At 63.4% G+C, this 24,264-nt stretch carries 24 protein-coding genes; 21 read left to right on the top strand and 3 right to left on the bottom strand.

The window, feature by feature from the left end; genetic code table 11:
• Window positions 1-2 precede the first annotated feature (2 nt).
• From fliF to QNI87_RS11425, 16 genes are all read left to right on the top strand, one after another.
• Complete coding sequence (gene fliF / locus QNI87_RS11500; protein ID WP_300596584.1) at window positions 3-1,664, top strand: flagellar basal-body MS-ring/collar protein FliF; 1,662 nt, start codon at window positions 3-5, stop codon at window positions 1,662-1,664.
• Window positions 1,664-2,725, top strand: a complete 1,062-nt coding sequence (locus tag QNI87_RS11495; RefSeq protein ID WP_300596582.1) for a FliG C-terminal domain-containing protein — start codon at window positions 1,664-1,666, stop codon at window positions 2,723-2,725. The genes fliF and QNI87_RS11495 overlap by 1 nt, the downstream gene beginning before the upstream one ends.
• Window positions 2,709-3,374 carry a FliH/SctL family protein gene (locus QNI87_RS11490; protein ID WP_300596580.1) on the top strand — a complete coding sequence of 222 codons (666 nt, stop codon included), beginning with the start codon at window positions 2,709-2,711 and terminating at the stop codon, window positions 3,372-3,374. Before QNI87_RS11495 ends, QNI87_RS11490 begins: the two co-directional genes overlap by 17 nt.
• 28 nt (window positions 3,375-3,402) lie before the next feature.
• The gene (locus QNI87_RS11485; RefSeq protein WP_300596658.1) at window positions 3,403-4,710 is read left to right on the top strand and encodes a FliI/YscN family ATPase; all 1,308 of its coding nucleotides are present in this window, start codon (window positions 3,403-3,405) and stop codon (window positions 4,708-4,710) included.
• Window positions 4,707-5,222: a hypothetical protein gene (locus tag QNI87_RS11480; protein ID WP_300596578.1), complete on the top strand. Its 516-nt coding sequence runs from the start codon at window positions 4,707-4,709 to the stop codon at window positions 5,220-5,222. Before QNI87_RS11485 ends, QNI87_RS11480 begins: the two co-directional genes overlap by 4 nt.
• 1,016 nt (window positions 5,223-6,238) lie before the next feature.
• Window positions 6,239-6,706: a hypothetical protein gene (locus tag QNI87_RS11475; protein WP_300596576.1), complete on the top strand. Its 468-nt coding sequence runs from the start codon at window positions 6,239-6,241 to the stop codon at window positions 6,704-6,706.
• A gap of 36 nt (window positions 6,707-6,742) precedes the next feature.
• A complete protein-coding gene (locus tag QNI87_RS11470) occupies window positions 6,743-7,318 on the top strand; it encodes a flagellar basal body-associated FliL family protein (RefSeq protein ID WP_300596574.1) in 576 nt (191 codons plus the stop codon).
• Window positions 7,315-8,247 (top strand): FliM/FliN family flagellar motor switch protein, encoded by a 933-nt coding sequence (locus tag QNI87_RS11465; RefSeq protein ID WP_300596572.1) that lies wholly within the window; start codon window positions 7,315-7,317, stop codon window positions 8,245-8,247. The genes QNI87_RS11470 and QNI87_RS11465 overlap by 4 nt, the downstream gene beginning before the upstream one ends.
• Window positions 8,244-8,804, top strand: a complete 561-nt coding sequence (gene fliN, locus QNI87_RS11460; RefSeq protein ID WP_300596570.1) for a flagellar motor switch protein FliN — start codon at window positions 8,244-8,246, stop codon at window positions 8,802-8,804. Before QNI87_RS11465 ends, fliN begins: the two co-directional genes overlap by 4 nt.
• On the top strand, window positions 8,801-9,088 hold the full coding sequence (locus QNI87_RS11455) for a flagellar biosynthetic protein FliO (RefSeq protein WP_300596568.1): 288 nt from the start codon (window positions 8,801-8,803) through the stop codon (window positions 9,086-9,088). The genes fliN and QNI87_RS11455 overlap by 4 nt, the downstream gene beginning before the upstream one ends.
• A gap of 50 nt (window positions 9,089-9,138) precedes the next feature.
• Window positions 9,139-9,888, top strand: a complete 750-nt coding sequence (gene fliP, locus QNI87_RS11450; RefSeq protein ID WP_300596566.1) for a flagellar type III secretion system pore protein FliP — start codon at window positions 9,139-9,141, stop codon at window positions 9,886-9,888.
• On the top strand, window positions 9,885-10,175 hold the full coding sequence (locus QNI87_RS11445; RefSeq protein ID WP_300596564.1) for a flagellar biosynthetic protein FliQ: 291 nt from the start codon (window positions 9,885-9,887) through the stop codon (window positions 10,173-10,175). Before fliP ends, QNI87_RS11445 begins: the two co-directional genes overlap by 4 nt.
• A 17-nt stretch (window positions 10,176-10,192) precedes the next feature.
• A complete protein-coding gene (locus tag QNI87_RS11440) occupies window positions 10,193-10,993 on the top strand; it encodes a flagellar biosynthetic protein FliR (RefSeq protein ID WP_300596562.1) in 801 nt (266 codons plus the stop codon).
• A complete protein-coding gene (locus QNI87_RS11435) occupies window positions 10,990-12,135 on the top strand; it encodes a flagellar type III secretion system protein FlhB (RefSeq protein WP_300596560.1) in 1,146 nt (381 codons plus the stop codon). Before QNI87_RS11440 ends, QNI87_RS11435 begins: the two co-directional genes overlap by 4 nt.
• Window positions 12,136-12,181: 46 nt before the next feature.
• The gene (gene fliD / locus QNI87_RS11430) at window positions 12,182-13,609 is read left to right on the top strand and encodes a flagellar filament capping protein FliD (protein WP_300596558.1); all 1,428 of its coding nucleotides are present in this window, start codon (window positions 12,182-12,184) and stop codon (window positions 13,607-13,609) included.
• Window positions 13,610-13,620: 11 nt separating this feature from the next.
• Entirely contained in the window at window positions 13,621-13,995 is a 375-nt protein-coding gene (locus QNI87_RS11425) for a hypothetical protein (protein WP_300596556.1), read from the top strand.
• Here QNI87_RS11425 and QNI87_RS11420 read toward each other — a convergent pair.
• Window positions 13,992-14,870: an alpha/beta hydrolase gene (locus QNI87_RS11420; protein ID WP_300596554.1), complete on the bottom strand. Its 879-nt coding sequence runs from the start codon at window positions 14,868-14,870 to the stop codon at window positions 13,992-13,994. The genes QNI87_RS11425 and QNI87_RS11420 overlap by 4 nt on opposite strands.
• Before the next feature lie 14 nt (window positions 14,871-14,884).
• A complete protein-coding gene (gene nhaA, locus QNI87_RS11415; RefSeq protein WP_300596552.1) occupies window positions 14,885-16,108 on the bottom strand; it encodes a Na+/H+ antiporter NhaA in 1,224 nt (407 codons plus the stop codon).
• Window positions 16,109-16,339: 231 nt separating this feature from the next.
• On the opposite strand from nhaA, the gene QNI87_RS11410 reads away from it, so the two are divergent.
• The 5 genes from QNI87_RS11410 (at window position 16,340) to QNI87_RS11390 (ending at window position 23,235) form a co-directional block, all read left to right on the top strand.
• Window positions 16,340-17,380: an efflux RND transporter periplasmic adaptor subunit gene (locus QNI87_RS11410; protein ID WP_300596550.1), complete on the top strand. Its 1,041-nt coding sequence runs from the start codon at window positions 16,340-16,342 to the stop codon at window positions 17,378-17,380.
• Between the two features lie 23 nt (window positions 17,381-17,403).
• Window positions 17,404-20,529, top strand: a complete 3,126-nt coding sequence (locus QNI87_RS11405) for an efflux RND transporter permease subunit (RefSeq protein ID WP_300596548.1) — start codon at window positions 17,404-17,406, stop codon at window positions 20,527-20,529.
• On the top strand, window positions 20,526-21,932 hold the full coding sequence (locus QNI87_RS11400) for a TolC family protein (RefSeq protein ID WP_300596546.1): 1,407 nt from the start codon (window positions 20,526-20,528) through the stop codon (window positions 21,930-21,932). Before QNI87_RS11405 ends, QNI87_RS11400 begins: the two co-directional genes overlap by 4 nt.
• A 159-nt stretch (window positions 21,933-22,091) precedes the next feature.
• Window positions 22,092-22,592 carry a flavin reductase family protein gene (locus QNI87_RS11395; protein ID WP_300596544.1) on the top strand — a complete coding sequence of 167 codons (501 nt, stop codon included), beginning with the start codon at window positions 22,092-22,094 and terminating at the stop codon, window positions 22,590-22,592.
• A gap of 10 nt (window positions 22,593-22,602) precedes the next feature.
• Window positions 22,603-23,235: a TetR/AcrR family transcriptional regulator gene (locus tag QNI87_RS11390; protein ID WP_300596542.1), complete on the top strand. Its 633-nt coding sequence runs from the start codon at window positions 22,603-22,605 to the stop codon at window positions 23,233-23,235.
• A gap of 22 nt (window positions 23,236-23,257) precedes the next feature.
• Here QNI87_RS11390 and QNI87_RS11385 read toward each other — a convergent pair whose 3' ends face one another.
• Window positions 23,258-23,671, bottom strand: a complete 414-nt coding sequence (locus QNI87_RS11385; protein ID WP_300596539.1) for a PaaI family thioesterase — start codon at window positions 23,669-23,671, stop codon at window positions 23,258-23,260.
• Window positions 23,672-24,264: the final 593 nt, after the last annotated feature.

Raw genomic sequence — 24,264 nt, 5'->3', positions numbered from 1 at the left:
AGGTGGCGCAGACGACCGTTCCCGTTTCAGCCGAGCCGACGCTGATTGAGACCAATCCGGGCGGATCCGCGGCTTCGACCGAAGGCTGGCAGGCGCGCTTTTCTGCCTTCGCCGATCAGCCTGCCTTTCGCCGCGCAGTTCCGGCCTTGATCGGCGTTGGCGCGCTGGCCGTCGTCGCGATGCTGTATCTCGCGATCGCCGGTTCGCCCCAGCGCATCCTTTACGCAAGCCTTTCCGATAGCGAGCGTGCGCAAGTGGTCGAGGCGCTGGAGACCGGCGCGATCGATTACGCGATCGATACTGCCACCGGGGCGATCACGGTCGCGGAAGACGATATCTACCGGGCACGCATGCTGGTCGCGAGCGATGCGGGGCTGGCGGCGCCGCAAGGTGCCAGCGAGATGCTCGACGCGATCCCTCTTGGTTCCAGCCGAACGCTCGAAGGTGAGCGGCTGCGTCTGGCCCGCGAGCGCGAATTGACTCTGACGATCCGTGAAATCGACGGGATCGAATCGGTGCGCGTTCATTTGGCAACGCCCGAGCGATCGGTGTTTGTGCGCAATTCCAACCCGCCCAGCGCCAGCGTGATGGTGCGGCTTGTGAGTGGGCGCTCACTCAGCCAGCGGCAGGTCGAGGCGATCGTCAACCTGGTTTCGGGCTCTGTCCCAGGCCTCACGGCGGACGCGGTGCGCGTGGTGGATCAGAACGGGAGGCTGCTCTCCTCCGCGCGTGACGCTCAGGCGGATGGTCTCGCCTTGCAGCGTGAATTCGAAGCCAAGCTGCAAAGCCAGCTGGCCGGCCTGCTCACTCCGCTTTTGGGAGAGGGCAACTTTACCAGCCAGGTGCAGGCCGAACTCGACCAGAGCGAGGTGACGAGCGCGCGCGAAACCTATGACAAGGAGGGCGCGCTGCGTTCGGAGAGCGAGCGTCGCGCGACGCGCGTGGCCGCGCGTCCGGTCGGCGGCGTGCCCGGCGTGCCTGCGAACACGCCCCCGCCGGATGCCGAGCTGGTTAATGGCCCGCCCGAACCCGAGGCTCCCGGTGCTGAGACGCCAGGTGGTACGGAGGCGCCGACGCCCGGCGACACCGAAAGCGCGGTGCAGCGGAATTTCGAACTCGACCGCGAAGTCGCGGTGACAGCCAAGCGCGCCGGGAGCCTCGCCAGGCTGTCTGTCGCCGTCGCGGTCAGCCAGGACGCGATGGCCGCCGCCGCACCGCTGACGCCCGAAGAGCTGGAAGCCCTGGTGAGCGCGGCTTTGGGTATCGACGAGAAACGCGGCGACACCGTCAAGATCGCGGTCAGCGCGTTCGAGGCGACCGCGCTTGAACCCCTCGCCTTCTATGAGCAGGCGTGGTTTGCGCAGGTCGTTCGCTATGGCACGGCGTTGATCGCGGTTTTGCTGGCGCTGCTGTTCGGCGTGCGTCCGTTGATTGCCCGCACCAAGCCCAAGGACACACCCACGCCCGACGTCCCGAAGCCGATCGCGGATCAGAGTGCAAGCGAGCCGAAAAGCGGCGAGGTGGCGGGCGCCTCCCTGGACCAGCTGCCTGGGCAGGTCCGGCTCGCGCGTACTCTCGCCAACGAGCAGCCCGACCGCGCGCTCGAAGCGCTGCAGCGTATGCTTCAGCCCCCCGCGCAAACCTCGGAACAGGGGGCGGGGTGATGGCCGACAACGATACCTTGGATACTGACCGCCCCGACACCGAAACCGACCGCGAGACCGCTCCTGAGCCGTTGATGAGCCGGGTGGAGCGCGCGGCGGTCTTCGTGTCGCTCCTGAGCGATGAGGACGCGGCGCTCCTGCTGAGCCGGATGGAGCCGGGCGAGCTTGAGCAGATCGGCGCGGCGATGTGCGAATTGGGCGATATCGAGCCCGCGCATATCGCCGAGGCGTTGGGCGATTTCGCGCAGGAGGCGGGCCGCGAAGTCATGCCCGCGCGCGGGCGACCCGAAAGGCTGCGCCATCTGCTGGAACGCTCGCTGGGGGAAACCAAGGCGGCGAGCATGATGCTGAGGATCGAACCGGAAGCGCGCCCGCGCTCGATTGAAATGGCGCGGTGGCTGGCGCCCAGCGTCGTACTCAAACTGATAGAGGATGAGCATCCCCAGGTTATCGCCGCACTCTTGCTTCTACTGGAGCCCGAACCCGCCGCCCAGATCCTCACGGCGCTGCCCGAAGCCTCGCAATCCGGGGTGCTTGCGCGCATCGCCAAGATGAACGCGGTCTCGACGCAAGCGATGGGAATGATCGACGCCCTCCTTTCCCAGCGCATCGGCGCGAATTTCGGCGCGGCGGCTCTGACGATGGGTGGTCCGCGCGACGCGGCGAATTTGATCAACTTGTCGGAAGGCGACCTCAGAAACACGGCTCTGCCTGCGATTGCCGAGGTGGACGGACCGCTCGCCGAGCGGATCGAGGAAGAGCTTTTCACCTTCGAAATGCTGCTCGATCTCGATCCCAAGAACATGGGGCGCCTGCTCCGCGATGTGGACAACGAAACGCTTATCGACGCGCTCAAGGGCTTGCCCGATGCGCAGCGCGGGCCGTTCTTCGCCGCCATGTCGAGCCGCGCGGCCGATGGCATTCGCGACGAAATCGAATTGCGCGGGCGTCTGGCGAAGAGCGAGGTTCAGGCCGCGCAGCGCAAGGTGGTCGATATGGCGCGCGGTCTGGCGGAACAGGGCGAGATCACGCTGGGGTCGGACGATGGCGAATTCATCTGAGTGGATTGCCGAGGTTGGCGCCGTCCCGCAGGCCCGATTGCAGAGCTCGTCGCGTTCGGACTGGATCGCTGCGCTCGCACCCGACGCGCCCGCCTCGCCGAGCGGCTTTCTGGAAGGAGCTCCCTTTGCGACCTCGGTGCAGGCTGTTGAAATTGAACCTTCGACGCCAGACAGTGATCATGGATCTGCGGAGGACGACGCGTTCCTGCGCGGCCTTGCCGAAGGTAAGGCTGAGGCAACCCGCGCGTGCGAGGATCAGCTTGAAAGGGAAAGGAAACGATTCCGCGACCTGCGGCTGGCCTTTCGCGCGCTCGACGCCGCCGCGCTCGAAGCTCTGGCTCAGGACTTGAGCGAAACCGTGCTCGCGCTGTGCCGTCAGGTGATCGGGGAATACGCAATCGACGATGCGGCTGTGCTCTCACGGTGTCAGCGGGCCGCCGAGCGCCTTGGGGCGGGACCGAGCGACCTCACACTGTATCTGAACCCAGAGACCCGCGCGAAGCTGGACGAGAGCGCGCTGCCGGGTTGGACACTCGCCGAGGATCCAGCGCTGGCGCCGGGCTCGCTGCGTCTGACGAGCGCCGACGGGTCGGTGCGTGACGGACCAGAGGACTGGGCGCGCGCAATCGCCGAAGCTCTGCGCGCCTAGGAGGAAGAGCATAGCCATGCTGGCCGAGATGCAGCTTGATCTTGCGCGCATGCGCGCGGCAACCGTCGACCCGGGCCCCTGGCTTGAAGGGCGTGTGGTCGCCTGCGATGGCGGGCTCATTGAGGTGGCCGGACTGCCTCTGCCAATCGGTTCACTGGGCGCGATCGAGCACGAGTCCGGCGATCAGAGTCTGGCGGAAGTGATCGGCTTTCGCGCGGGCCATTCGCTGATGATGCTGCTCGGGGATACGGTGCTTTTGCACCCGGAAGCGAGAGTGCGTGCCTGCGGTGAACCGGGCACGGTGCGCGTGGGCGAGGCGCTGTTGGGGCGGGCGGTCGATGGGCTGGGCGCCCCGATCGACGGCGGACCCGCACTTGGCCTGGCGCGCAGCTGGCCGCTCGCCGGACGCCGTGAGGGCGCGCTGGAACGCGCTCCGGTCCGACACGTTTTCGATTGCGGCGTGCGCGCGATCAACGCGCTCACCACTATGGGGGTGGGCCAGAGGTTGGGTGTTATCGCGGGCTCGGGTGTCGGAAAGTCCGTGCTGATCGACACGATGACCGCGCATTCCGAGGCGGAGGTGACTATCGTTGCTCTGATCGGGGAGCGCGCGCGCGAAGTCTCCGATTTCGTCGCCCGGCACATGCAGGGACCAAGGCGGGGGCGCATGATTGTTATCGCCGTGCCGGCCGATCACGCGCCCAATCTGCGTCTGCGCGCGGCGCAATACGCAGCCGCCATGGCGGAGTATTTCCGCGAGCAGGGCAAGCGCGTCCTGCTCATCCTCGACAGCCTCACTCGCGTTGCGCACGCCGCGCGCGAGCTGGCGCTTGTGCTTGGCGAGCCGGGCGCCGCGCGCGGCTATCCGCCCAGCGCGCTGGCGGCGATCACCAAGCTGGTCGAGCGCGCGGGCAATTCGGCGCGGACGGGCGGTGCCGTGACCGGGCTGTATACGGTGCTGGCGGACGGCGATGACGCGAACGATCCAGTGGTCGACACGGCGCGCGCAATTCTTGATGGACATATCGTTTTGTCGCGCGATCTGGCGCAGCGCGGGCACTATCCCGCCATCGACGTGCCCGCTTCGCTCAGCCGGGTGATGGACGATCTGGTGACGCCAGAGACGCTGGAAGCCGCGCGTCGCGTTCGCGCTCTGATTGCGGCGCGCGAGGAGAACCGCGATCTGGTGCTGATGGGCGCGTATCGCGCCGGTTCCGATCCGACGCTGGATGAAGCGCTGGAGAAGGCCTCCGCGATCGACGCCTTCCTTCAACAGCCGCGCGGTGAAGGAGTGCCCCTGCCCGCCAGCCTGGCTGCTCTGGGAGAGCTTGTATGAAGCGCGAGAAACGCCAATGGCAGCGCGCGCGGCGACAGGCTCTCATGGCGCAGATCAGCGAGCGCGCAGCGATGCGCGGGCTCGCCGATGCCCTCGACAAGGAGGCGCGCAGCGCGGCGCTGGCCGAGCGCAGTCGTGGACTTGCAAAGACCTACGCTCGTCAGCTCGAAGCGCGCGACGCGGCAGCGCTTCGGAACACCGCGCGCTTTGCGAGCGCGTTGGCTTCGCTTGCCCATGAGGCGGAGACCGCCAGGTCCGACGCGGCCCGTAGGGCGTCCTCGCAAGCGCAAGCTCTTGGCCAGGCGCAGACCCGCGCTCGGCGTCATGCCGAACGGTTGGGTGAAGCGAAAGCGGCCTTAGAAGCGGCGCGGGAGAAAGGGTCCATGGTCGACGCTGTGTCGCCCTCACGCCTCTCTGAACGCGGGTTGGCACGCCCTGTGCAGGGACCCAGCCAAGACACCGGACCAGACGCCTCCACTCCCGAAAGCCCCTGTGCAAGGACATCCCGATGATTCCCATCTCTCTTCCAACCGCAGCCCAATCCGTCGCCCCAGCTACCACGACCACGACCGCGACCACGGCCACGATCGGGCTCGCTGGCGTTTCAACGGAGACCGGAGAGGGCGCGGGCTTGCCGGGCGCGACATTGGAGAGGGGAGTCCCGCGCCAAGCTGAATTTGCGGCGCATCTGCTCGCCTTGGAAACGCCGGCGCCGTCGCAGACGGACGCGTCTGAAACCGCTCTGTCGGCGATCATTGAACCGATGACACCGGCGCAACCTGAACCCGGCATGGTTTTGCCGCGGGACGGCGCGATACTGCCGGGAGCGGCGCTTGACTTGGCGGAGCCGATGGCGTTGCCCACGGACGCGGCTGAGGAGGTGATCGAATCCCCGCCCTGGGAAGTCGACGATGAGACTGAAGCGCCTGAGGGGCCGCCACCTCGTGTTCCAGGCGCACGTGCGGAAACATCAGGCGCGCAAACCGAGCCTGAAGCCCGCGACCCTGCTGGTGACGAACCGGCAGGCGGACGCGAACCGGTCGAGTCGGTCGCCTCACCCGCTTTCTCCAACCCGCAACCTACCGTCGCGACGCAAGATCCACCCACCGCTGCGAGCGCTCCGGTGTGGACCGCTCAGCTAACCACGCAGAGCCGGCCGACTTCCGTCGAAGAACCGAGCGCGCACTTGAGGGCAAACACCGTCCGTATCGCCAACAACCGGGCCGCGCCCACGCCCGTACTCCCTGATCGCCAGGCTCCCGTCTCCGACGCGCCTCCGATCTCCCAAACGGCTGCGCTTTCGCCTGCGGTCCTTGAAAGTGAGGCCGAGCCGACCAATCCGCAGCCTCAAGCTTCTGCGTCCTCAACCGCTGCGTCGCCTTCGGCCGCGCCGGGCGGACAAGCTGCGTTGTCGGCGTCGCCCCAAGCCTCGCTCCCGGCGACGCCGCTCACTGCCGCACCGACGCCGAGCTCAGCGCCGCCACCAGCAAACGCTGCGCCTTCCCTACCGAGCGCCGGGGTGGATCAGATGGTTGAGCAAATCGTCGAGAATCGCGAGGCCGGTCGGGCGAGCCGGTCTGAGGCCACTTTGCGTCATGGCGAATTCGGCACCGTTGCGCTTCGTGTCGAAGCAAGCGCGGGCGCCCCGATTTCCGATTGGCGAGCCACGCTGAGTGCCCGAGATCCGGGCTTTGTGCCCGCTGTGCAGGCGGCCCTTGCTGAGCGGTCCGTACCCGCCATGAGCGAAAGCGCGACAGCACAAAGCGGTTTTTCCCAGCGTGGCCAGGATCAGGGGTCGGCGCAATCGGGCGCCTGGGGCGGAGGCGCGGGCGCTCAGGAGCAGCGCTACGGGTCTTCCCCGGGGTCGGGGCAAGGGGGTGCGAAACCATACTCGGGCGAAGAGACGGATAGCGGCGCGAACACAGCCGCGGCGAACACTCGCGATGCCGCTCAGTCTCAGCGCAATGAGACGTCCGGCGGAGCGCTGTTCGCTTGAACCAACCATCTCGACGCGATCAGGAGCTGACCGGCTATGGCCAAGGACGCCGAACCCACCGAAGATGCAAAGTCTAAGGGCGGCCTTATCAAGACTGTCATTGCGGGCGTTGTGATGCTCGCGATCGGTGCCGGGGGCGCTTATGGGGCGTTTGCCGCCGGGCTTCTGGGGGGCGACGGCGAAAGCGGCCCGGACGAGCCCAAACTGGTGCGCAAAGGGGACAGCGATCCTTACCCGCTGCCCGGACAGAACAAAGATGAAGAGGCGCCGGTCTATGGCGAAGGCGGAAGCGAGTACCGCACCGCCTATTACAGTTTCAAGGAGAGCTTCACTTCCAACCTGTCGGATTCGCCGGCTCTTATACAAGTCGAAATCGCGGTCTCGACCCAGCGCGACGGACGCGTTCTCGGCTGGGTTAAGAATCACGAACTCGCCATTCGATCCGCCATTCTGGTGCAGCTCGCCGCGACCCCTGAAGCCGATGTGTTCGAGCCCGAGGGACGCAAGCGCCTGAACCAACGCCTGACCAAGGCGATCAACGAGGTGCTGGAGGAGAATGAAGGTTTTGGCGGGATCGATGCGGTCCACTTCAAGGGATTTCTGGTCCAATGAACCTCGCGCAGACCTTCGCTGCCGAGCGCGCTTTGGCGCGCCATTGCTCCGAGCTCACCGAAAGGGGGCCGCGCCCCGAAGAGCGCGCGGAATGCTTCGCCCTGTGGCGGCGTGATCTGGGGCGTGAGCTGGGGCAGGACATTTCCGAACTGCTGTCCGGCGACCGGATCGAGGCCGCGGTCGGCGATCCCGAAACCTTGAGCGGACAAGAGGTGTTTGGTCGTATCGGCCCGGTAGCGGCGAACAGTCTCCTGCGTTGCGGCGCCAGCGACCGGACCGCGTTGCTCAGTTTCAACACCGCGACCGCGATCGCCCTCACGGATCGCAGCTTTGGTGGGACCGGCGAAGTGTCGTCCGACGAGGTCGCGAAACTGCCGCGATCCGCAGCGCTTCTGATCGAGCAGGCCTCGCGCCTCGTCGCTTGCGCTATTGCGAGAGTAAGCGCGGTTGACAGCGCCGATGGCGCTGAGGAGCCCACCGGCGAGGTTATCGTGCGCAGCGAGAACGCCTCGCGCCTCAAGCCCTTTGGCCCCTCCACACAATGCGCTTCTCTAACGATAACTCTCACCGCTTCGGATGACGTATCCTGGAGCGCCGCCCTCGCAATGCCTCAGGAGGGGCTTGACGCGCTTCTCCCGGGGCTTGGCTCGACCTCCGCCATGCGAAGGGTAGACGGGGAAACCGAGGATCAGGACCGCGCTGTCTTTGGCGCGATGCCGCTCGCTCTGCACGCGGTGTTGGCTGAATTCGATCTGTCGCTTGGGCAGCTGGGACGTCTGAAGACCGGGGACGAGATCCCGATTGCCGTAGCGCGAGACATTCCGCTTCGAGTCGGCGTTCACCTTGTGGCGAGCGGGCGGCTTGGCACGCAGGAAGACCGGATGGCGCTTCAATTGACCCGGGTGCCAGGCAGGGGGGTCGCCGCGTGACCGATTTCAGCCCCGCCTTGCTACGCTTTGGAGATGTTTCGGTCCGCCTCTCGGTCGAGCTTGGCCGCACCGACATGCCGCTGCGCGATGTGCTTTCGCTTGGCCAGGGAAGCGTTGTCGCGCTGAACCGGCTGACCGATGAGTTGCTGGACGTCACCGCCAACGGGCGGGTGGTCGCGCAAGGTGAGGTGATCGCGCAGGATGGCAAATTTGCGCTGCGCATTGTTCAACTGGTGGGAGAAGAGCATGCGGCCCAGAGCGCGTCTTTCGCCGGAGCGCCGACTGGCCCTGCGACGCCCTTGGCGTCTGCCCCACCGACCGCTTCTGCCCCGACTCCTTCTGCCCCGACCGCTCCTGCGCCGACATCGCCGCCGCCCGACGCTTCCTCAGAGGCGGCTGTGAAAGAACCGGACAGCCCCTCGGGCGATGACGTCGATCCGGAATCCGCCGTCGACGAGCTAGCCGACGCCCTGGCCGAGATAACAGCGGGCTCGCCCGACCCCGATGCCGAGACCACCTCGCCGGGATCGGGGTCGGACGCGGGTGATGCGTCATGATGCTCGAATACTTCGCCCGGCTCGCGCTGCTTTTGCCGCTCCTGGGCCTGCTCATCTGGGGAAGCTTGCGTCTTACGCGCGCTCTGCAGACCCGCATGGTCGGCTGGCAGGGCGGAACCGGGCGGCAGGTTGAACTTGTCGAGACGACCTTGCTTGCACCGGGGATGAAGCTTGCTGTGGTGCGTTTTCGTGATCGCGAGATCCTGCTCGGCCTATCGCGCCAGGGACTTGTGCGCTTGAGCGAAGCGGACGCGCGCGCAGCGGCGACGTCGGCGGACGTCTGATGCGGGCTGCTTTCTCTTCAATCGGGGCCTTGGTCCTTACTGCGTTAACCATGTTTGCGGGCGCGGAGACCGCGTTCGCAGCGTCGCCCGCAGGCACGGACCCGACCGGGATTGGCGCCGCCATAGAGCGCGCTCTGGGCAGCGAGGGGCCAGCGGGCGACGGCGAGAACGCGCCGCTATCGACCTCGATCCAGCTTCTCGTCGTGATGACGCTGCTCACCATCCTGCCCGCGCTGGTGCTGATGATGACGAGCTTTTTGCGCATCCTTGTGGTTCTCTCGATCCTGCGCCAGGCGCTCGGGCTTCAAGGCTCGCCGCCCACTCAGGTGCTGATAGCGCTCTCTCTGTTCCTTTCGCTGTTCGTTATGGGACCGACTATCGAAACGGTGAACACGACCGCGATTGAGCCGTACGCCGCCGGGACGGTGAGCGCAGACGCGGCGATTGCGCAGGGTGGCGAGGCCTTTCACGCGTTCATGATCCGCCAGACGCGCGAGGCCAATCTCCTGATGTTTACAGACATTGCGGGGGTCGGCCAGTTTGCCAGCGAGACCGAGATTCCCTTCTCGATCCTGTTGCCCGCCTTTGTGACGAGCGAGCTGGAAACCGCGTTTCAGATCGGCTTCATGATCTTCCTGCCGTTTCTTGTGATCGACCTCGTCGTCGCCAGCGTGCTGATGAGTCTGGGGATGATGATGCTCTCACCCACAATCATCTCGCTGCCTTTCAAGCTGCTTTTGTTCGTCCTCGTTGATGGTTGGGCGCTGCTGATGGGTAGCCTTGCGATGAGCTTCTCATGAGCGGTTCGGCGGGGCTTCAGGAGGACGCGGCGCTCTTGGCGCTCGCGGATCAGACCTTGTGGGTGACGGCTCTGATCGTTGGCCCGGTCCTGCTCGCAGCTCTTCTTGTCGGCCTGGTCGTCGGCGTCATTCAGGCGGCGACTTCGGTCAACGAGCAGACGCTGACCTTTGTGCCCAAACTGGCGATTATCGCTGTCGTGTTTGTCGTTCTGGGCGGCACGATGATGGCGCTTCTGACCGATTTCATGCGCGAGATTTTCGCGCAGGTCTCGGCCATCGCCGCCTGAATGTCCCGCGGTCTCACGTGAACGTTCTCGATCTCGGTTTTGGCCCGCTCGACCAGCAGCTTTGGCAATTGCTGTTCCTGTCGGTGCGCTGCGGCGCGGCGCTGTTGGCGGCACCGATGGTTGGCGTGATGTCGGTTCCTCCGGCGCTTCGCGCGCTTTTGGCGCTTGCCTTTGCCGTCTTCGTCGCGCTGTGGGTGCCGCCGGCGCAAACGCCCGAGATGATGAGTTTTGCCGCGCTGCTGGCGGTCGTGCAGGAGGCGGTGATCGGGGCGGCCCTGGGCGTTGTGCTGCAGCTCGCCTTTGCGGTTCCCTTGATCGCTGCGGAGCAGATTTCGGGGACGATGGGGCTCGCAATCGCGACCTCGATCGACCCGGCCAGCGGCGCGCAGTCGGGCGCGCTCGGCAGCTATTTCGGACTCCTGCTCACGCTGCTGTTCTACGCCATAGGCGGACATCTGCTGTGGTTCGAATTGCTGCTTGAAAGCTATCGCATCCTGCCCGCAGGATCGTTTGCGATAGGGCCGGGCGCGGCGCAAAGCATCGTGTTCTTCATGGCCTATGGGTTTGCCACAGCCGCTGCGATTGCCCTGCCGGTCGTGCTTGTCCTCTTGCTGGTGCAACTGGTCACAGGGATCATTTCGCGCTCCGCGCCCGCGCTCAATCTCTTTGCACTGGGCCTTCCGGCTGGGACGCTCGCCGGGATCACCGCATTGATTGTCGGCCTTCCCATTCTGATCGAGCAATTCGTCGCCCTGCTTGAGGTCGCGTTGAGCGAAACGGGCAACCTCATCGAGATCTCCGGCGGGCTCGCACCATGAGCGAAGACAGCGACGACAAAACCTTCGAGGCGACCGACAAGAAAAAGCGCGACGCGGCGAAGAAGGGCGACGTCCTGCGCTCCAAAGAGCTGGGGACAGCAGCCGCCATGGCGACGGGCGCGCTCACGCTCAGCCTGGTCGGGCCGTGGCTGTTCGGCGGGATCGGAAACATTGCACGCACCAGCCTGAACTTCGATGCTTCCGCCCTGGAATATCGCGATCCGGGCGCGCTGGTCGCGCAGGCCGCAGGCGAGATCCTGCCGCCCATATTTGTGATCGGGTGCACCGCGGTCGTGACCACGCTGATCTCGCAATTGCTGCTGGGCGAAGGCGCGCGGTTCAATCCCAGCGCGATCGGCTTCAAGGGCTCGAAGATCAATCCTGTCTCCGGGCTCAAGCGCATTTTCGGCACGCAAGGCCTTATCGAGCTGGGCAAGAGCGTTCTGAAGCTTGCGTTGCTCGCCAGCCTTGCCTGGTGGTGGGCATCGCAGAACCTTGCACCGCTAATGGGGCTGGGGCGCGGCACTCTTGAAGCGCAGCTGGCCTTTGGGTGGGAGGCGGGGTTGAACCTCGTCGCCCTGCTGATTTTCGGCCTCGGGATCATCGCCGCGGTGGATTACCCGCTGCAGCGCTTCCAGCGGAACAAGCGCCTCATGATGAGTCTCAAAGAATTGCGCGACGAGACCAAGCAGGCCGAGGGCTCGCCCGAAGTGAAGAGTGCGCGACGGCAGCGCCAGCGTGATCTGGCGCGCGGCGGTGTGGCCAAGGCGATGAAGGAGGCGGAGTTCGTAATCGTCAATCCGCTCCACTACTCGGTGGCGCTGACCTACGATCCCGACCGCGCGCCCGCGCCGATCCTTGTGTGCAAGGGGCGCGGGGAAACGGCTCTCGCAATGCGCGATATTGCCGGTGAGGAGGGGCTGCCAATCCTCGAATACCCCGCGCTCGCTCGGTCTGTCTATTTCACCACTCAGCCCAACCAGATGGTGCGCGAGGAACTCTACGTCGCCATCGCCGCGCTTGTCGCGTTCGTGCTCTCTCTAAAGCGTGGAGAGCGCCCGTCTCGCCCCCGCGTCGAAGTGCCCGAAGACTTGCGTTTCGACGGGGAAGGGCGGCCCGACATCGCCGCTTCGCGTGCGTAGAACATGGCACTCTTAAGCTCTGGCGGCAGCAACCGTACTGTGTATCATGTCTGACACTGGCTCCTCCATCATTTCGGCGCTCGGCGCGGGCAGCGGTATCAACTTCAACCAGCTTGCCAACGATATCTCCGAGGCCACCTACAGCTTTCAGCGCGAAACCCTGCAATCGCGCAACGAAGCGCTGCAGACGCAGATTTCTGCGGCCGCGCAGTTGCGCGGCTCGTTGACCGACCTGTCCGGCGCGCTTGGCGACCGGATCCGCACCGGCGACGTCTCGCCGCGCGGGCGCATCGGCAACGCCAATGTTGCGCAAGTCTCAAGCGCCACCGGCACCAGCCCGAGCGGGAGCTATTCGCTCGAAGTTACCCAGCTTGCGGACAGTCAAACGCTGGTCTCGCCGAGCTATTCGAGCCGCGACGATCTGGTCGGCGAAGGGACCTTGCGCATCCGCTTCGGCGCGGTGTCCGACGCGACCTTCACCGAAGACCCCGATCAGGCGGCCTTGGAAATCAGCGTTGGCCCGACCGAAACGCTTACCGATCTAGCCGCACGCATCACCCTCGAAAGCGAGGGCGCACTGGAAGCCTATGTCGCGCAAGGTACGGATGGCGCGCAATTGGTCATCAAGGGGCGCGATGGGGAGCAGAACGGGTTCGTTATCGAGCCGACCAGCGCCGGGCCAGGTCCATCGAACACGCCTGGTGATCTGAGCTATCTTGCCTGGTCGCCGGCGAGCGACACCGGCCAGCTGCGGTCCAGCGCCCAGGACGCCCTGTTTGAATTGGACACGGTGCCCATGCGCTCGGCGAGCAATCGGGTGACCGATTTGCCGGAAGGCATCGAGTTGACGCTGACCGGCACCAATTCCGGCAATCCGACGCAGGTTGAATTCACACAGAACGCCGACGCCATCACCGGCGTCATGAACGATTTGACTGCGGCGCTGAACGACATTGTTGCGCTTCTCAATGGCGCGGGCGAAGGGGAAAACCCCTTGCAAAGCGATCCAGGAGCGCGCGAATTGCGCCGTGACCTGTCGGCGCTGACCAACACCGTGGTCATGCCGAACGCCGAGCCCGGTGAGCCGAGCACGCTTGCAGACCTTGGGCTCTCGCTGACGCGCGATGGGACCTTCCGGATCGACAGCGCCCGGCTTGAGCAAACCCTGAGAGACAGCCCCGAAGCCGCCGCGTCGATGTTCACGACGGGTGCCTTTGGCGTCTTTGCAACCATCGACAATCTTGCGCGGGAAAACACCGCGATCGGCAATCCGGGATCCCTTGGCGGCTCGATCACCCGGTACGAAAACCAGATCGAACGCAACGACGCGCGGCTGGAGCGGATCGCCGAGCAGCAGGAGAACCTGCGCGCCCAGCTTGCACGCACCTACGCCGCGGCGGAGAGCCAGATCGCTGCGTCACAATCGACGCTCGATTTTATTCGTCAACAATTCAATATCTCGGATGACGGTTGATGCAGTCGCTGGTGCGAACACCTTCCGCCGCCTATGCGCGGGTCGATCTTGACGCGCGAATTGAAGCCTCCAGCGGCGGTGATCTGACACGGATTTGCCTGGAGGAGGCCGTTGCTGCGCTGGGTCAGGCGCTGATCGCTCTCAGGCGCAAGCCTGCAACGTTTCCGCGCGACGCGTTGACCCGAGCGCACGGCATCGCCGTTCACCTCGCGCGGTCGGTCGCGCCCGATAGCCCAATGCACGATGCGCTGGTGCAATTCTATGGCGGTCTTGCCGCAAGTCTCGCGCGCAATATGGCCGAGCCGCGTCTTGAAGAGATCGCACAGGCGCGCGTGGACTTCCAGGATTTGCTCAGCGTCGCTGGCGAATGCCGACGATCCGTCTAGCCGGCTATCGCTTCGCTGATTATCGCCGCCGCGTCAGCCGGATCCTCGAAGGGGTGGAAGTGAGTGCGGTCCGGGCGCGGCAAGTCGGTGCCCTTGGGGATCTGGTCGGCTAGCATCGGCCAGGTCGGGGAACCTTTGAAATCCATGGCTTCGGTTCGCTTGGCGCGGACGACCAGAGTGGGGGCTTCGATCCGTTTAACCGCTTCGTGAATGCCGGAATTGCTCAGACTTGAGCTGTAAATGCTGGCTTCCATTTCCGGGGAACAGGCAAGTTCATAGCTCTGTCCATCCGGCTTTCGCCTCAGGCCGAAACGGCAATAGTCCTCAAACACCCGGGCTTCGAATAACGCGTAAGGCTCGCGCGAGCGAAACCGCTCCATCATCGCCTCGATGCTGGCAAAATCGCGCTTGCGGCGGATCGCTGGATGCGGGGCGCTCGCCATGGAGGCGGCGCCCTTGGCCGTGTAGCGGTCTGGCTCCATTATCACCGGATCGAACAGGATGAGGCGGCTGAACGCGTGCGGGGCATCGGCGGCGCATTGCGCAAGGATGTGAGCCCCCATCGAATGGCCAACGCCCACAGCGCGGCGGATGCGCAGCTGGTCAAGCAGGCCCGCGACCTCGCCAATCACGGTGCCCCAATGATCGATCGGCCCGCCTTCGGAGCGACCATGCCCGTGCAGATCGACGCTGATGACGCGGCGACCGGGAAAGTGTTCGATGATCGCGTCGAACACTCTTGAGTGAAACCCCGTGGCATGCGCGAAGAGCAGAGGCGCTTCGTTATTGCCTGGATCGGCGCGCCATTCCCAATAGGCGACCTTCACGCCCTTGACCCCGGCGCTGCGAGCAATGGGCTCGGCTCTGACGTTCACGACCTACACCTCGGCTACTTCGCGAAGTCGGGAAGCGCTTCCGCGTTGTCGGTCGACTCGTCAACCGGCGCCGCGTCGGGCAGGGCAGACTTGATGAGGAAGTAGCCCGAGAGGGCCGCGACCAGCGAGCCGGCGAGCACGCCGATCTTGACCGCGTCAACCTGCGCGGGGTCTTCAAAGGCCAACCCGCCAATAAAAAGGCTCATCGTGAAGCCGATAGCGGCGAGTAGGGAGAGACCGTGGATCTTTCTCCAGCCAATGCCTTCGGGAAGGGAAGCGAAGCCGATCTTGACCGCAATCCAGGCCATGCCGACAATTCCGATCTGTTTGCCGATCAACAGACCAAGCGCAATCCCGAGCGGGAGCGGGCCAAGGATCATCGCAGGCGACACGCCGATCAAAGACACGCCCGCATTGGCAAAGCCGAAGATCGGGATCACCAAGAACGCGACCCATTTGTGAAGGGTGTGCTCCATTTCGTAGAGCAGGTTGGTGTTTTCGCGCGTCTGGGTCGGGATCATCATCCCCGCCGCCACTCCGGCAAGCGTCGCGTGGACACCGGATTTGAGCACGAACACCCACATGATCACGGTCAACACCACATAAGGCATACCTGAGGCGAGCCGCATGCGATTGACCGCGAAAAGCAGCGCGTAAACCACCGCAGCGCCGATCAGCATGTCGGTCTTGATTTCACCCGAATAAAACAGAGCAATGACGGTGATAGCGCCGATATCGTCGATCACCGCGATGGCGAGCAGAAGCGCCTTCATCGCCACCGGTACGCGCGGGCCAAGCAACGAGAGGATGCCCAGCGCGAAGGCGATATCGGTCGCCGCGGGGATCGCCCAGCCGTTGATGTTGGCAGGCTCGTTTAGGTTAAAAGCGACGAAGACCAGAGCGGGGATGGCCATCCCGCCGATCGCCGCCATCAGCGGCAAGGAGGCCTTGTCCCAGCTCGACAGCTGGCCGCTCAGCATTTCGCGTTTCACTTCCAGGCCAATAAGAAAGAAAAACACCGCCATCAGCCCATCGTTGATCCACAAGAGCAGCGGCTTGTTGATCTCGAACGCACCATAAGAGAGGTTAAGCTTGGATTCGAGCGTGCCGAAATAGAAGGGCGCCAGCGGGCTGTTCGCGATGATCAGCGCCAACAGGGCCGAGGCGATGAGGACAATCCCCCCCGCGCTCTCCTGTTTCAGGAAGTCTTTCAGTGCGTCTCCAAACCGATCGATCATTCGCCCGTCCTTAGCCTCAGCGGTTATCTCTGAACCGTAAGCCTAACGTGCAAAAGGTGCATGTGTGCCCGAAAAACGATCGGCGTTTGCGAATCGCGAACAACTGTTTACGCATTGCGATGCTGAATGATTTTACCCCGACCGCGCCCTTGTGTGCCGCGAAACGGGGACAAAAGGGGACATTGGGCTTTTACGATGCGTCTTTTGCGCTCCCAAGAATCGACTGGCCCCATGGCCATTCTGGCAGCGTCTGCGCTTGCGCTTGCAGGGTGCGGAGCGGAGGCAGTCGAAGTCGTCGACAGTGAGCCAAAGCCCGCCAAGCTCATGGTCGTCAAATCCGCGAGCGAAACGAACCAGGTCAGCTTTCCAGCGGTCATCCGCTCTGTGCGAAGCACCGACCTTGCCTTTCAGGTGGGCGGAGAAATCGTCGAATGGAACGCGATCGACGGGGCGCTGTTCTCTCGCGGAGACGTGATTGCAAGGCTCGACTCAACCAGTTTCAAAGCCGCCGTGGAGCAGGCAGAGGCGCAATTCATCAACGCGGAGAGCGAATATAAGCGTGCCCTACGTTTGATCGAGGAGGACGCGGTTTCGCAAAGCGTCGTGGAAAGCCGCGAGGCGCAGATGCAGGTTGCTGAAGCCGAGCTCGACACCGCCCAGAAGAACCTTTCCGACACGGTGTTGCGCGCGCCGTTCACAGGCGGTGTGGGCCTGACCTATGTCGAAGAGTTTCAGAACGTGGGCCCGCAACAGCCAGTGCTTGTGCTGCAGAGCCGGGCCGTCGAGGCGATCGTCAATGTCCCGGCCAGCTTTGTGCTGACCTCCAACCAGCGCGCGCCAACTAACATCATGGTGGAACTGGACGCTGCGCCCGGGCGCCAGTTCCCGGCCGTATTTCGAGAAGCGCGCGGGGTCGCCGACAGTTCGACGCAGACTTTCGAAGCGCATTTCAGCTTTACGCCGCCGTCCGAACTGCTCGTCCTTACCGGGATGACCGCCACTCTCTTCTTTGAGAGCCAAGTCCTTTTTGATCCGGACGTACCGGATCAGATGGAAGTGCCACTGTCGGCGATTATGGTCGAAGGTGACAAAAGGCTGGTCTGGGTTGTCGAAGGCCCGGACAAGACGCTGGGGCAACGCGAAGTCACGATCGGAGACGAGGTTGGCGAGATGATGCGCGTTACCAGCGGGCTGAAAGCCGGTGAGACGATCGTTTCCGCCGGTGGCAATTATCTGCGAGAGGGCGACCGGGTTCGTCCCTGGTCCGACTGATCCGGGCGCCGGGACAGACGCTCATGGACATTGCCGCATTCAGCATCCGCAATCGGCTGATCATGTGGATCGTGATCATCCTATCGCTGGGCGCGGGGTGGACCGCTTACCAGAATATGCCGCGTTTCGAGGATCCAGAATTCACGATCCGGACCGCGCAGATTTTCACCGCTTATCCCGGAGGGTCGCCGGAAGAGGTCGCGCGTGAAGTGTCCGCACCGCTCGAAGAAGCGCTTCAGGACATGGCCGAAGTCGATGAGATCCGTTCGGTTTCCTCGGCTGGATTTTCGGAAATATCGGTCGACATCAAATACGCAGACAGCCCCACCAAAGATTCGCTGCAGGGCATTTGGAACAAGCTGCGCAACAAAGTTCGCGATGCAGTTGCGGACTTGCCACCGGGCGCGTCGTCAAGCCAGGTCTTCGATGAATTCGGCGACGTTTTCGGGATCTATTACGTCCTGACCGGCGATGGCTTCACGATGCCGGAATTGCGGCGCTACGCGAAGCAGTTGCGTCAAGACCTGCTAACCGTTGACGGTGTTGGCAAAGTCAATCTGACCGGTGAGCAGGAAGAGGTCATCTATGTCGAGATTTCGCGGCAGCGGGCCGCATCCCTTGGCACGACAGTCAGCGCGCTTTTCCAGCAGCTTTCCACGCAAAACACTGTCGTTGACGGCGGCACCGTCGAAGTCGACGGCAAGCGATTGGTCATAACGCCCAGCGGCGATATCGATTCAGTCCAGGCAATTTCCAACCTTCTCGTGTCGTCTTCCGAGGGGCGCGTGGTGCAGGTGAGCGATATCGCGACCGTGACGCGCGGCCTGCGCGAGCCCAAGAGCTTCATCACCTATTGGGATGGCAAGCCCGGCCTTGTGATGGGAGTAGCGGCGGTCTCCGGCAGCAATGTCGTTGCGGTCGCAGAGCGACTGGCGGACAAGATGGCGCAGCTTGAAAACCAGCGCCCCGTCGGCATCGAAATGCACGAATTCTACAATCAGGGCGAAGTGGTGGACGAATCCGTGTCGGCCTTCCTCGTCAACGTGATCATGGCGCTGCTCATCGTGCTTGGCGCGCTGGTCGTTTTCATGGGGTTCAAGTCGGGGCTGGTCATTGGCATCGGCCTCTTGCTCACCATCGCGGCAACGTTGGGCACGATGTATTTCGGCGATATTCCGATGCACCGCATCTCGCTCGGCGCGTTGATCATCGCTCTCGGCATGTTGGTGGATAACGCGATTGTCGTGGCCGATGGCGTTTTGACCGGCTGCCAGAATGGCCGCAAGATCATCGAGATCGCTAGCGATGTCGTCAAACGTTCGATCTGGCCGCTTCTGGGCGGGACGCTGGTCGGTATCCTTGCCTTTGCGCCAATAGGTCTGGCTCCGGGAGACACGGCCGAGTTCACCGGCGATCTGTTCTGGGTCATCCTCATTTCGCTGCTCTACAGTTGGGTTTTCGCGATTACGCTCACGCCCTTCTTGTGCTCGATCCTGTTCAAGAAGATTGAGGATGAATGCGCGGAGAAAGGCGGGATTGCTCAGGAGGAAGAGGGTAAGGCCGGCGGCCTCATGGCGCGGTTCAAGGGCCTTATCGCCTTTCTGGTCGGGCAGAAGACGCTCACGATAGGCGCGGCAGTCGGCCTTTTCGTGGTCTCGATCTTCGGCTTTGGCTACGTGACATCGGGCTTTTTCCCAGCGTCCACGACGCCGCAACTGGTGGTCGACTATTGGTTGCCCGAAGGAACAGACATCGAGCAGACCGACACCGACATGCGCGCTTTGTCGGAGTACATTGCCGAGCTGGAGGGTGTCGATCACGTCCATACGCTCGTGGGTGGCGGGACCTTGCGATACATGCTCGTCTACGCGTTCGAGAGCAAGAACTCGGCCTATGGTCAGCTGCTGGTGAAGGTCGACGATTACAGCCGCCTCGACGCGTTGATCCCTCAAGTCCAGGAGCACATTGATGCGAATTTCCCTCAGGCCCAGGGCAAGGTCTGGCGGTTCATCCTGGGGCCGGGTGGCGGTTCGAAGATTGAGGCGACTTTCTCGGGGCCGGACCCCGATGTCCTGCGTGACCTCGCGCGTCAGGCCCAAGAGGTCTACCACGCGGATGGGGGCGCAATTGCGATCAAGGACGATTGGCGCCAGCGCGTGCCCGCGATTGAGCCGGTCTATTCCGAAGTCAAAGGACGCCGCGCCGGGGTGAGCCGTGCCGACCTGGCCGACGCTCTCGCGCGCAATTATTCTGGCCAACAAGTGGGCGTATACCGCGAGAATGACGACCTCATCCCGATCCTCTCGCGCGCGCCGGAGAACGAGCGTCTCGATGTCAAGGGTATGGGCGCGATCCAGGTCATTACGGCGGCGGGCAGCGCGGTGCCGATTGACCAGGTGACCGATGGCATCCACACAGTCTTTCGCGACAGCCGATTGCGGCGTCTCGACAACGTCTGGACGATCAAGGCTCAGGCCGATCCCGGGCCGGGCGTGCTCTCCGGTGACCTGCAGGAGCGGGTCGAAGCGCCGATCGAGGCGATACCACTCCCGCCGGGTTACAGTTTCAAATGGGACGGTGAGAAGGGCAATTCGGCCGAAGCGAACGAAAACCTGGCCAGCGTTATCCCGCTCGGCTTTGGAGCGATGATCCTGGTGACTATCCTGCTCTTCAACGCGCTGCGCCAGCCGCTTGTGATCTGGTCGGTGGTTCCGCTCGCTCTCGTGGGCGTCGTGTTCGGGCTGCTGGTGATGAATGTCGCCTTTGAATTCATGGCCATTCTTGGCGTGCTCTCCCTCGCGGGTCTACTGATCAAGAACGCTATCGTGCTCGTCGATCAGATCGATCTCGAGATCGGCGAGGGCAAGCCGCGCATGGATGCGCTGATCGATAGCGCCGCGAGCCGCGTTCGCCCCGTGCTGCTCGGCTCGGGCACCACTGTCCTTGGCGTGATTCCGCTCTTCACGGACGCCTTCTTCAAATCGATGGCGGTTGTCCTCGTTTTCGGCCTTACCTTTGCGACCGCCCTGACCTTGGTTCTTGTGCCCGTCGTGTACGCGGCGGTGTTCGGCATTTCGACCGACGAGCGCGCAAACAAGGGCCGATCCCAAGACAACGCCCCCATTGGCGGCGAGGGAGCGCTCGCATGATCAAGCGCGCGCTTCTTGTTTGCGTGGCCACCGTGGCTCTTACGGGCTGCGCGACGCTCAGCACAGACGAGGACGTGTCCGAGGCAACCGCGCAAAGCCTGCCCAGCCTGCCGGAAAGCTGGGCTGTCGATGGCGCGGTGCCTGGCGAGGTGCGCATAGGATGGATCGAAGCGGTCGGCGATCCGGTGCTGAGCAAGCTTGTCGTCGAAGCGCAGGTCAACAACCCGGACATTCGCGCGGCGGCGGCCAATCTCGATGCCGCGCGCGCTTTGGTCGTGCAGGCGCGTTCCGCGCTTTTTCCGCAAGTTAACGCAAATCTCAATATCGATCGCACGGAGTCCCCGTTACCCTTCGCGCTGAACCAGACCCAGTACCAGGCGACCGCGCAAGCCGCCTGGGAGCTTGACCTTTGGGGCCGTGTTCGAGCGGGCCGCAACGCCGCATACGCCAGCGCGAAGGCCGTCGAAGCGGACTTGCTCTTTGCCCAATACGCGCTCGCCGCGGGCGTTGCTTCGGCCTATTTCGCTAGCATTGAGGCCACCCAGCAAGTCAGCGTCGCGCAGCGCAACGTCGACGCCTTGACCGAAATCGATCGTATTGTCCGCGTGCGCTATCGCGAAGGGTTCGCCTCCCGCCAGGACACCGCAACGACGTCAGCGGACCTTCAGTCGGCGCGCGACAATTTCGTGCAAGCGCGCAACGCCATGCGCAACGCACGCCGCGCGCTCGAAATCCTCCTTGGCCGTTATCCGATGGAGAAGGTTGCGCTTGGAGAAGAGCTCCCCGAAGCCCCTCCTGCCCCGCCCGCCGGGCTTCCCTCGGAGTTGCTGGAGCGCCGACCGGACGTCATCGCCGCTGAGCGGCGCGTAGCCTCGGCTTTTGCATCACTCGATCAGGCCAAGGCCGCGCAATTGCCACAGGTTGTCCTGACGGGAGCCGCTGGCGTGGTTTCGACCGATATTGGCGATATCCTTAGCGGTGATTTTATCTGGTCGATCGTTGGCGATGCGCTTCAGCCGGTGTTCGACGCCGGCCTTCGCGGCGCCCAGGAGGACGAAGCCGACGCGAACCGGCGCGCGGCCATCGCGGCCTACGCCGCCACCGCTCTCGAAGCCTTTCGCGACGTGGAAGACAATCTGGACGCGGTGCAGGTGCTCGCCGACCGGGAGATGATCCTGGAGACCGCAGCCGAAGACGCCGGCACGGCATACGCATTGGCTCAGCTTCAGTATCAGGAAGGCGAAGTCGACCTGATCGACGTGCTTAACTTCCAGCAGCGTCTGGTCTTGGCTGAAAGCAACCTTGTAAGCGTGCGCCGTCAGCGGATTGATCAGTGGGTGGCGCTCAATCTGGCGCTCGGCGGATCGTGGGATAGCGCGCCTGCGCCAGCCGGGGCGCAATAGGCACGGGCGGGTCTGCGGCCATGTTGTGGTGGCATTGACACGCGGTCCGCTCTGGCACAACGCAGCCTGCTGCCCCATATACGCGCGATATCCCTTGCGCGGGCGCGAATGCGCGCCGCGTTTTTGCCGACACACCAACCCAATTCTCGGAGCTTCCTTTTGCACGACGTCCGGCCGCCTGACCCGATCGACACCAAGGCCTTTCGTCGGCTCATGGGGCAGTTTGCGACCGGGGTGTGCGTGGTTTCAGCGGCCGAAGCCGATGGCGCGCTCGCTGGAATAACCGTCAATTCCTTCGTCTCGGTTTCGTTGGACCCGCTGCTTGTGTCTTGGAGCCTTCACAACACATCAAGCCAGTTCGATCTGTGGACGAAGACGCCCGATTACACGGTGAGCATACTGGCGCATGAGCAGGCGGAGCTGGCCGGTCGCTACGCCAAGCGCGGTGGGCATGAGACGAAAGCGGAGGATTTCGACCGCTCGGTCCGCGGTCTTCCGGTGATTGCGGGCGCGTTGGGGTATCTTGAGTGCCGGCACTGGTCGCTCTATCGTGCGGGTGACCACACGATGGTTTTTGGAGAGGTAATCGGCATCCAGCAGGCCGCGCGCGGCGACCCGTTGGTTTTCTTCGGTGGAGATTTTCGTCGGATCGCCGACTAAGGGACGCAGAATGCAGTTGGAACAAGCGCGCCCCGTGGTGGGCGACGACACTCGCGAGCGGCTGCTGACGGCCGCGCTCAGCCAGTTTGCCGAGCGCGGCTTTTATGGCGCCAGCATCGCGCAGATCGCGGGCGAGCTGGACCTCACCAAGCAGGCCCTTCTTTATTACTTCAAGCGCAAGGAAGACCTGTATTCAGAGGTGTTGCGACGCATCTCGCAGCGCCTGTTGTCCGCGATGCGATCGGGCGTAGACGAAAATGCGAGCCCGGATGCGCAGTTTGAGGGCATGATCCTCGCGATTTACGAAGAGGCCATGAAGCGACCGCTCGACACGCGCGTGCTGCTGCGCGAACTGCTCGAAAACCAGGAGCGCGCGGAAAAAGCCGGCTCGTGGTATCTGAAGCCCTTCCTTAACGAGATCGTCGAACCGCTAAACCGGGTGGAGGATCTGATGAATATACCGGCCCCGCGAAAGTTCGCGGCGGTTTATCAGATGCTGGGCGCGATCGAGTACTTTGCGATTTCGCGCCCAACGCTAAGCCGCATGTACGGTGAGGCGGAATACCACCGGATCGCGCAGGCGTTCCCTGCCGAGTTGCGCGCGCAGATCCGCCGGTTCATCGAATGCGGGCAAGGTTGCTGACGCGCTTTTCGAGCGGCCAAAACTAATACAGGACCATTTGTGTGCAGCGGAATAGCGCGAGGGTGCGTCCGCTGTCTTCGTGGTGCACCTTGGATCGCCACACCTGCGTCGTGCGCCCTAGATGTTCCGCGTCGGCCCGCCCGATCAACACACCCGCGTTCGCCGTACCGACAAAGTTAGATTTGAGCTCGATCGTGGTGTAGCCTTTCGCCCCTTCAGGCAGGGCCTGCCCAGCGGCAAAGCCGCACACGCTGTCGGCAAGCGCGATGAGACTGGCGGCGTGAAGCGCGTTGGTGCCAGAGCGCAGGTGATGCTGAGCGATCTCCATGCGGGCCTCCATCCAGCCCTCGCCCTCATCGATCAGGGTAATCCCCATATGCGGTACAAGACCACCGGCGGGAGGGTGAAAGCGCGGATCCTGGAAGCGGTCAGTCATGCTGAGAGACATAGCACCGCCGTCGCCGCGCGCCAGCGGGCTGGGCGAGAAGTTCCGGGGCAAACCCACCGTTCGGTCAGGCGGTGCCTTGGTCGAACGGCGAGATCTTCAAGTGGAGTTGAGACCAAGGAGCAAGCGAGCGAGGTATCCAACGGCTTGCTTAGCAGTCCCGATGCCTGATCGCGGTTAGGCGTGAAGGGAATCGCGATTGAAACTGCAAACAATAAACGGAATGCGATTTTGAAAAGCCGAAATCATTTTCAATGTAATTCTCTAAAACCGAGGGACTCCTCGTTCACGCAAAGTCGGTTTAAGGTAATGCTATCTTGAATGAAGTCACTTGATTGCCATTTTTGCGTGTCCTCGCCCGTCGTGACCGAGTCTAGTCTCTGCGTCATAGGAATCGGATACATTCTGATACAATGATTAACACATCGGTGTATTCGGTTATCAGCCAGTATAATTGTTCGAAATCATGATAATATTTGAATTATATTTGTTAACATGGCGTCCAAATTTGCTAACCTGCAAACACGGCAATGAAAAATTTATTTAAAGAATCACTTGAAGGTTTACCTATTCAGATGCATTGT

Origin of the sequence: Erythrobacter sp. (assembly GCF_030066995.1) — a bacterium.
GTDB lineage: Bacteria > Pseudomonadota > Alphaproteobacteria > Sphingomonadales > Sphingomonadaceae > Erythrobacter.
The sequence above is the reverse complement of the archived record's forward strand: the minus strand, read 5'-3'. Positions and strand labels throughout refer to the sequence as shown.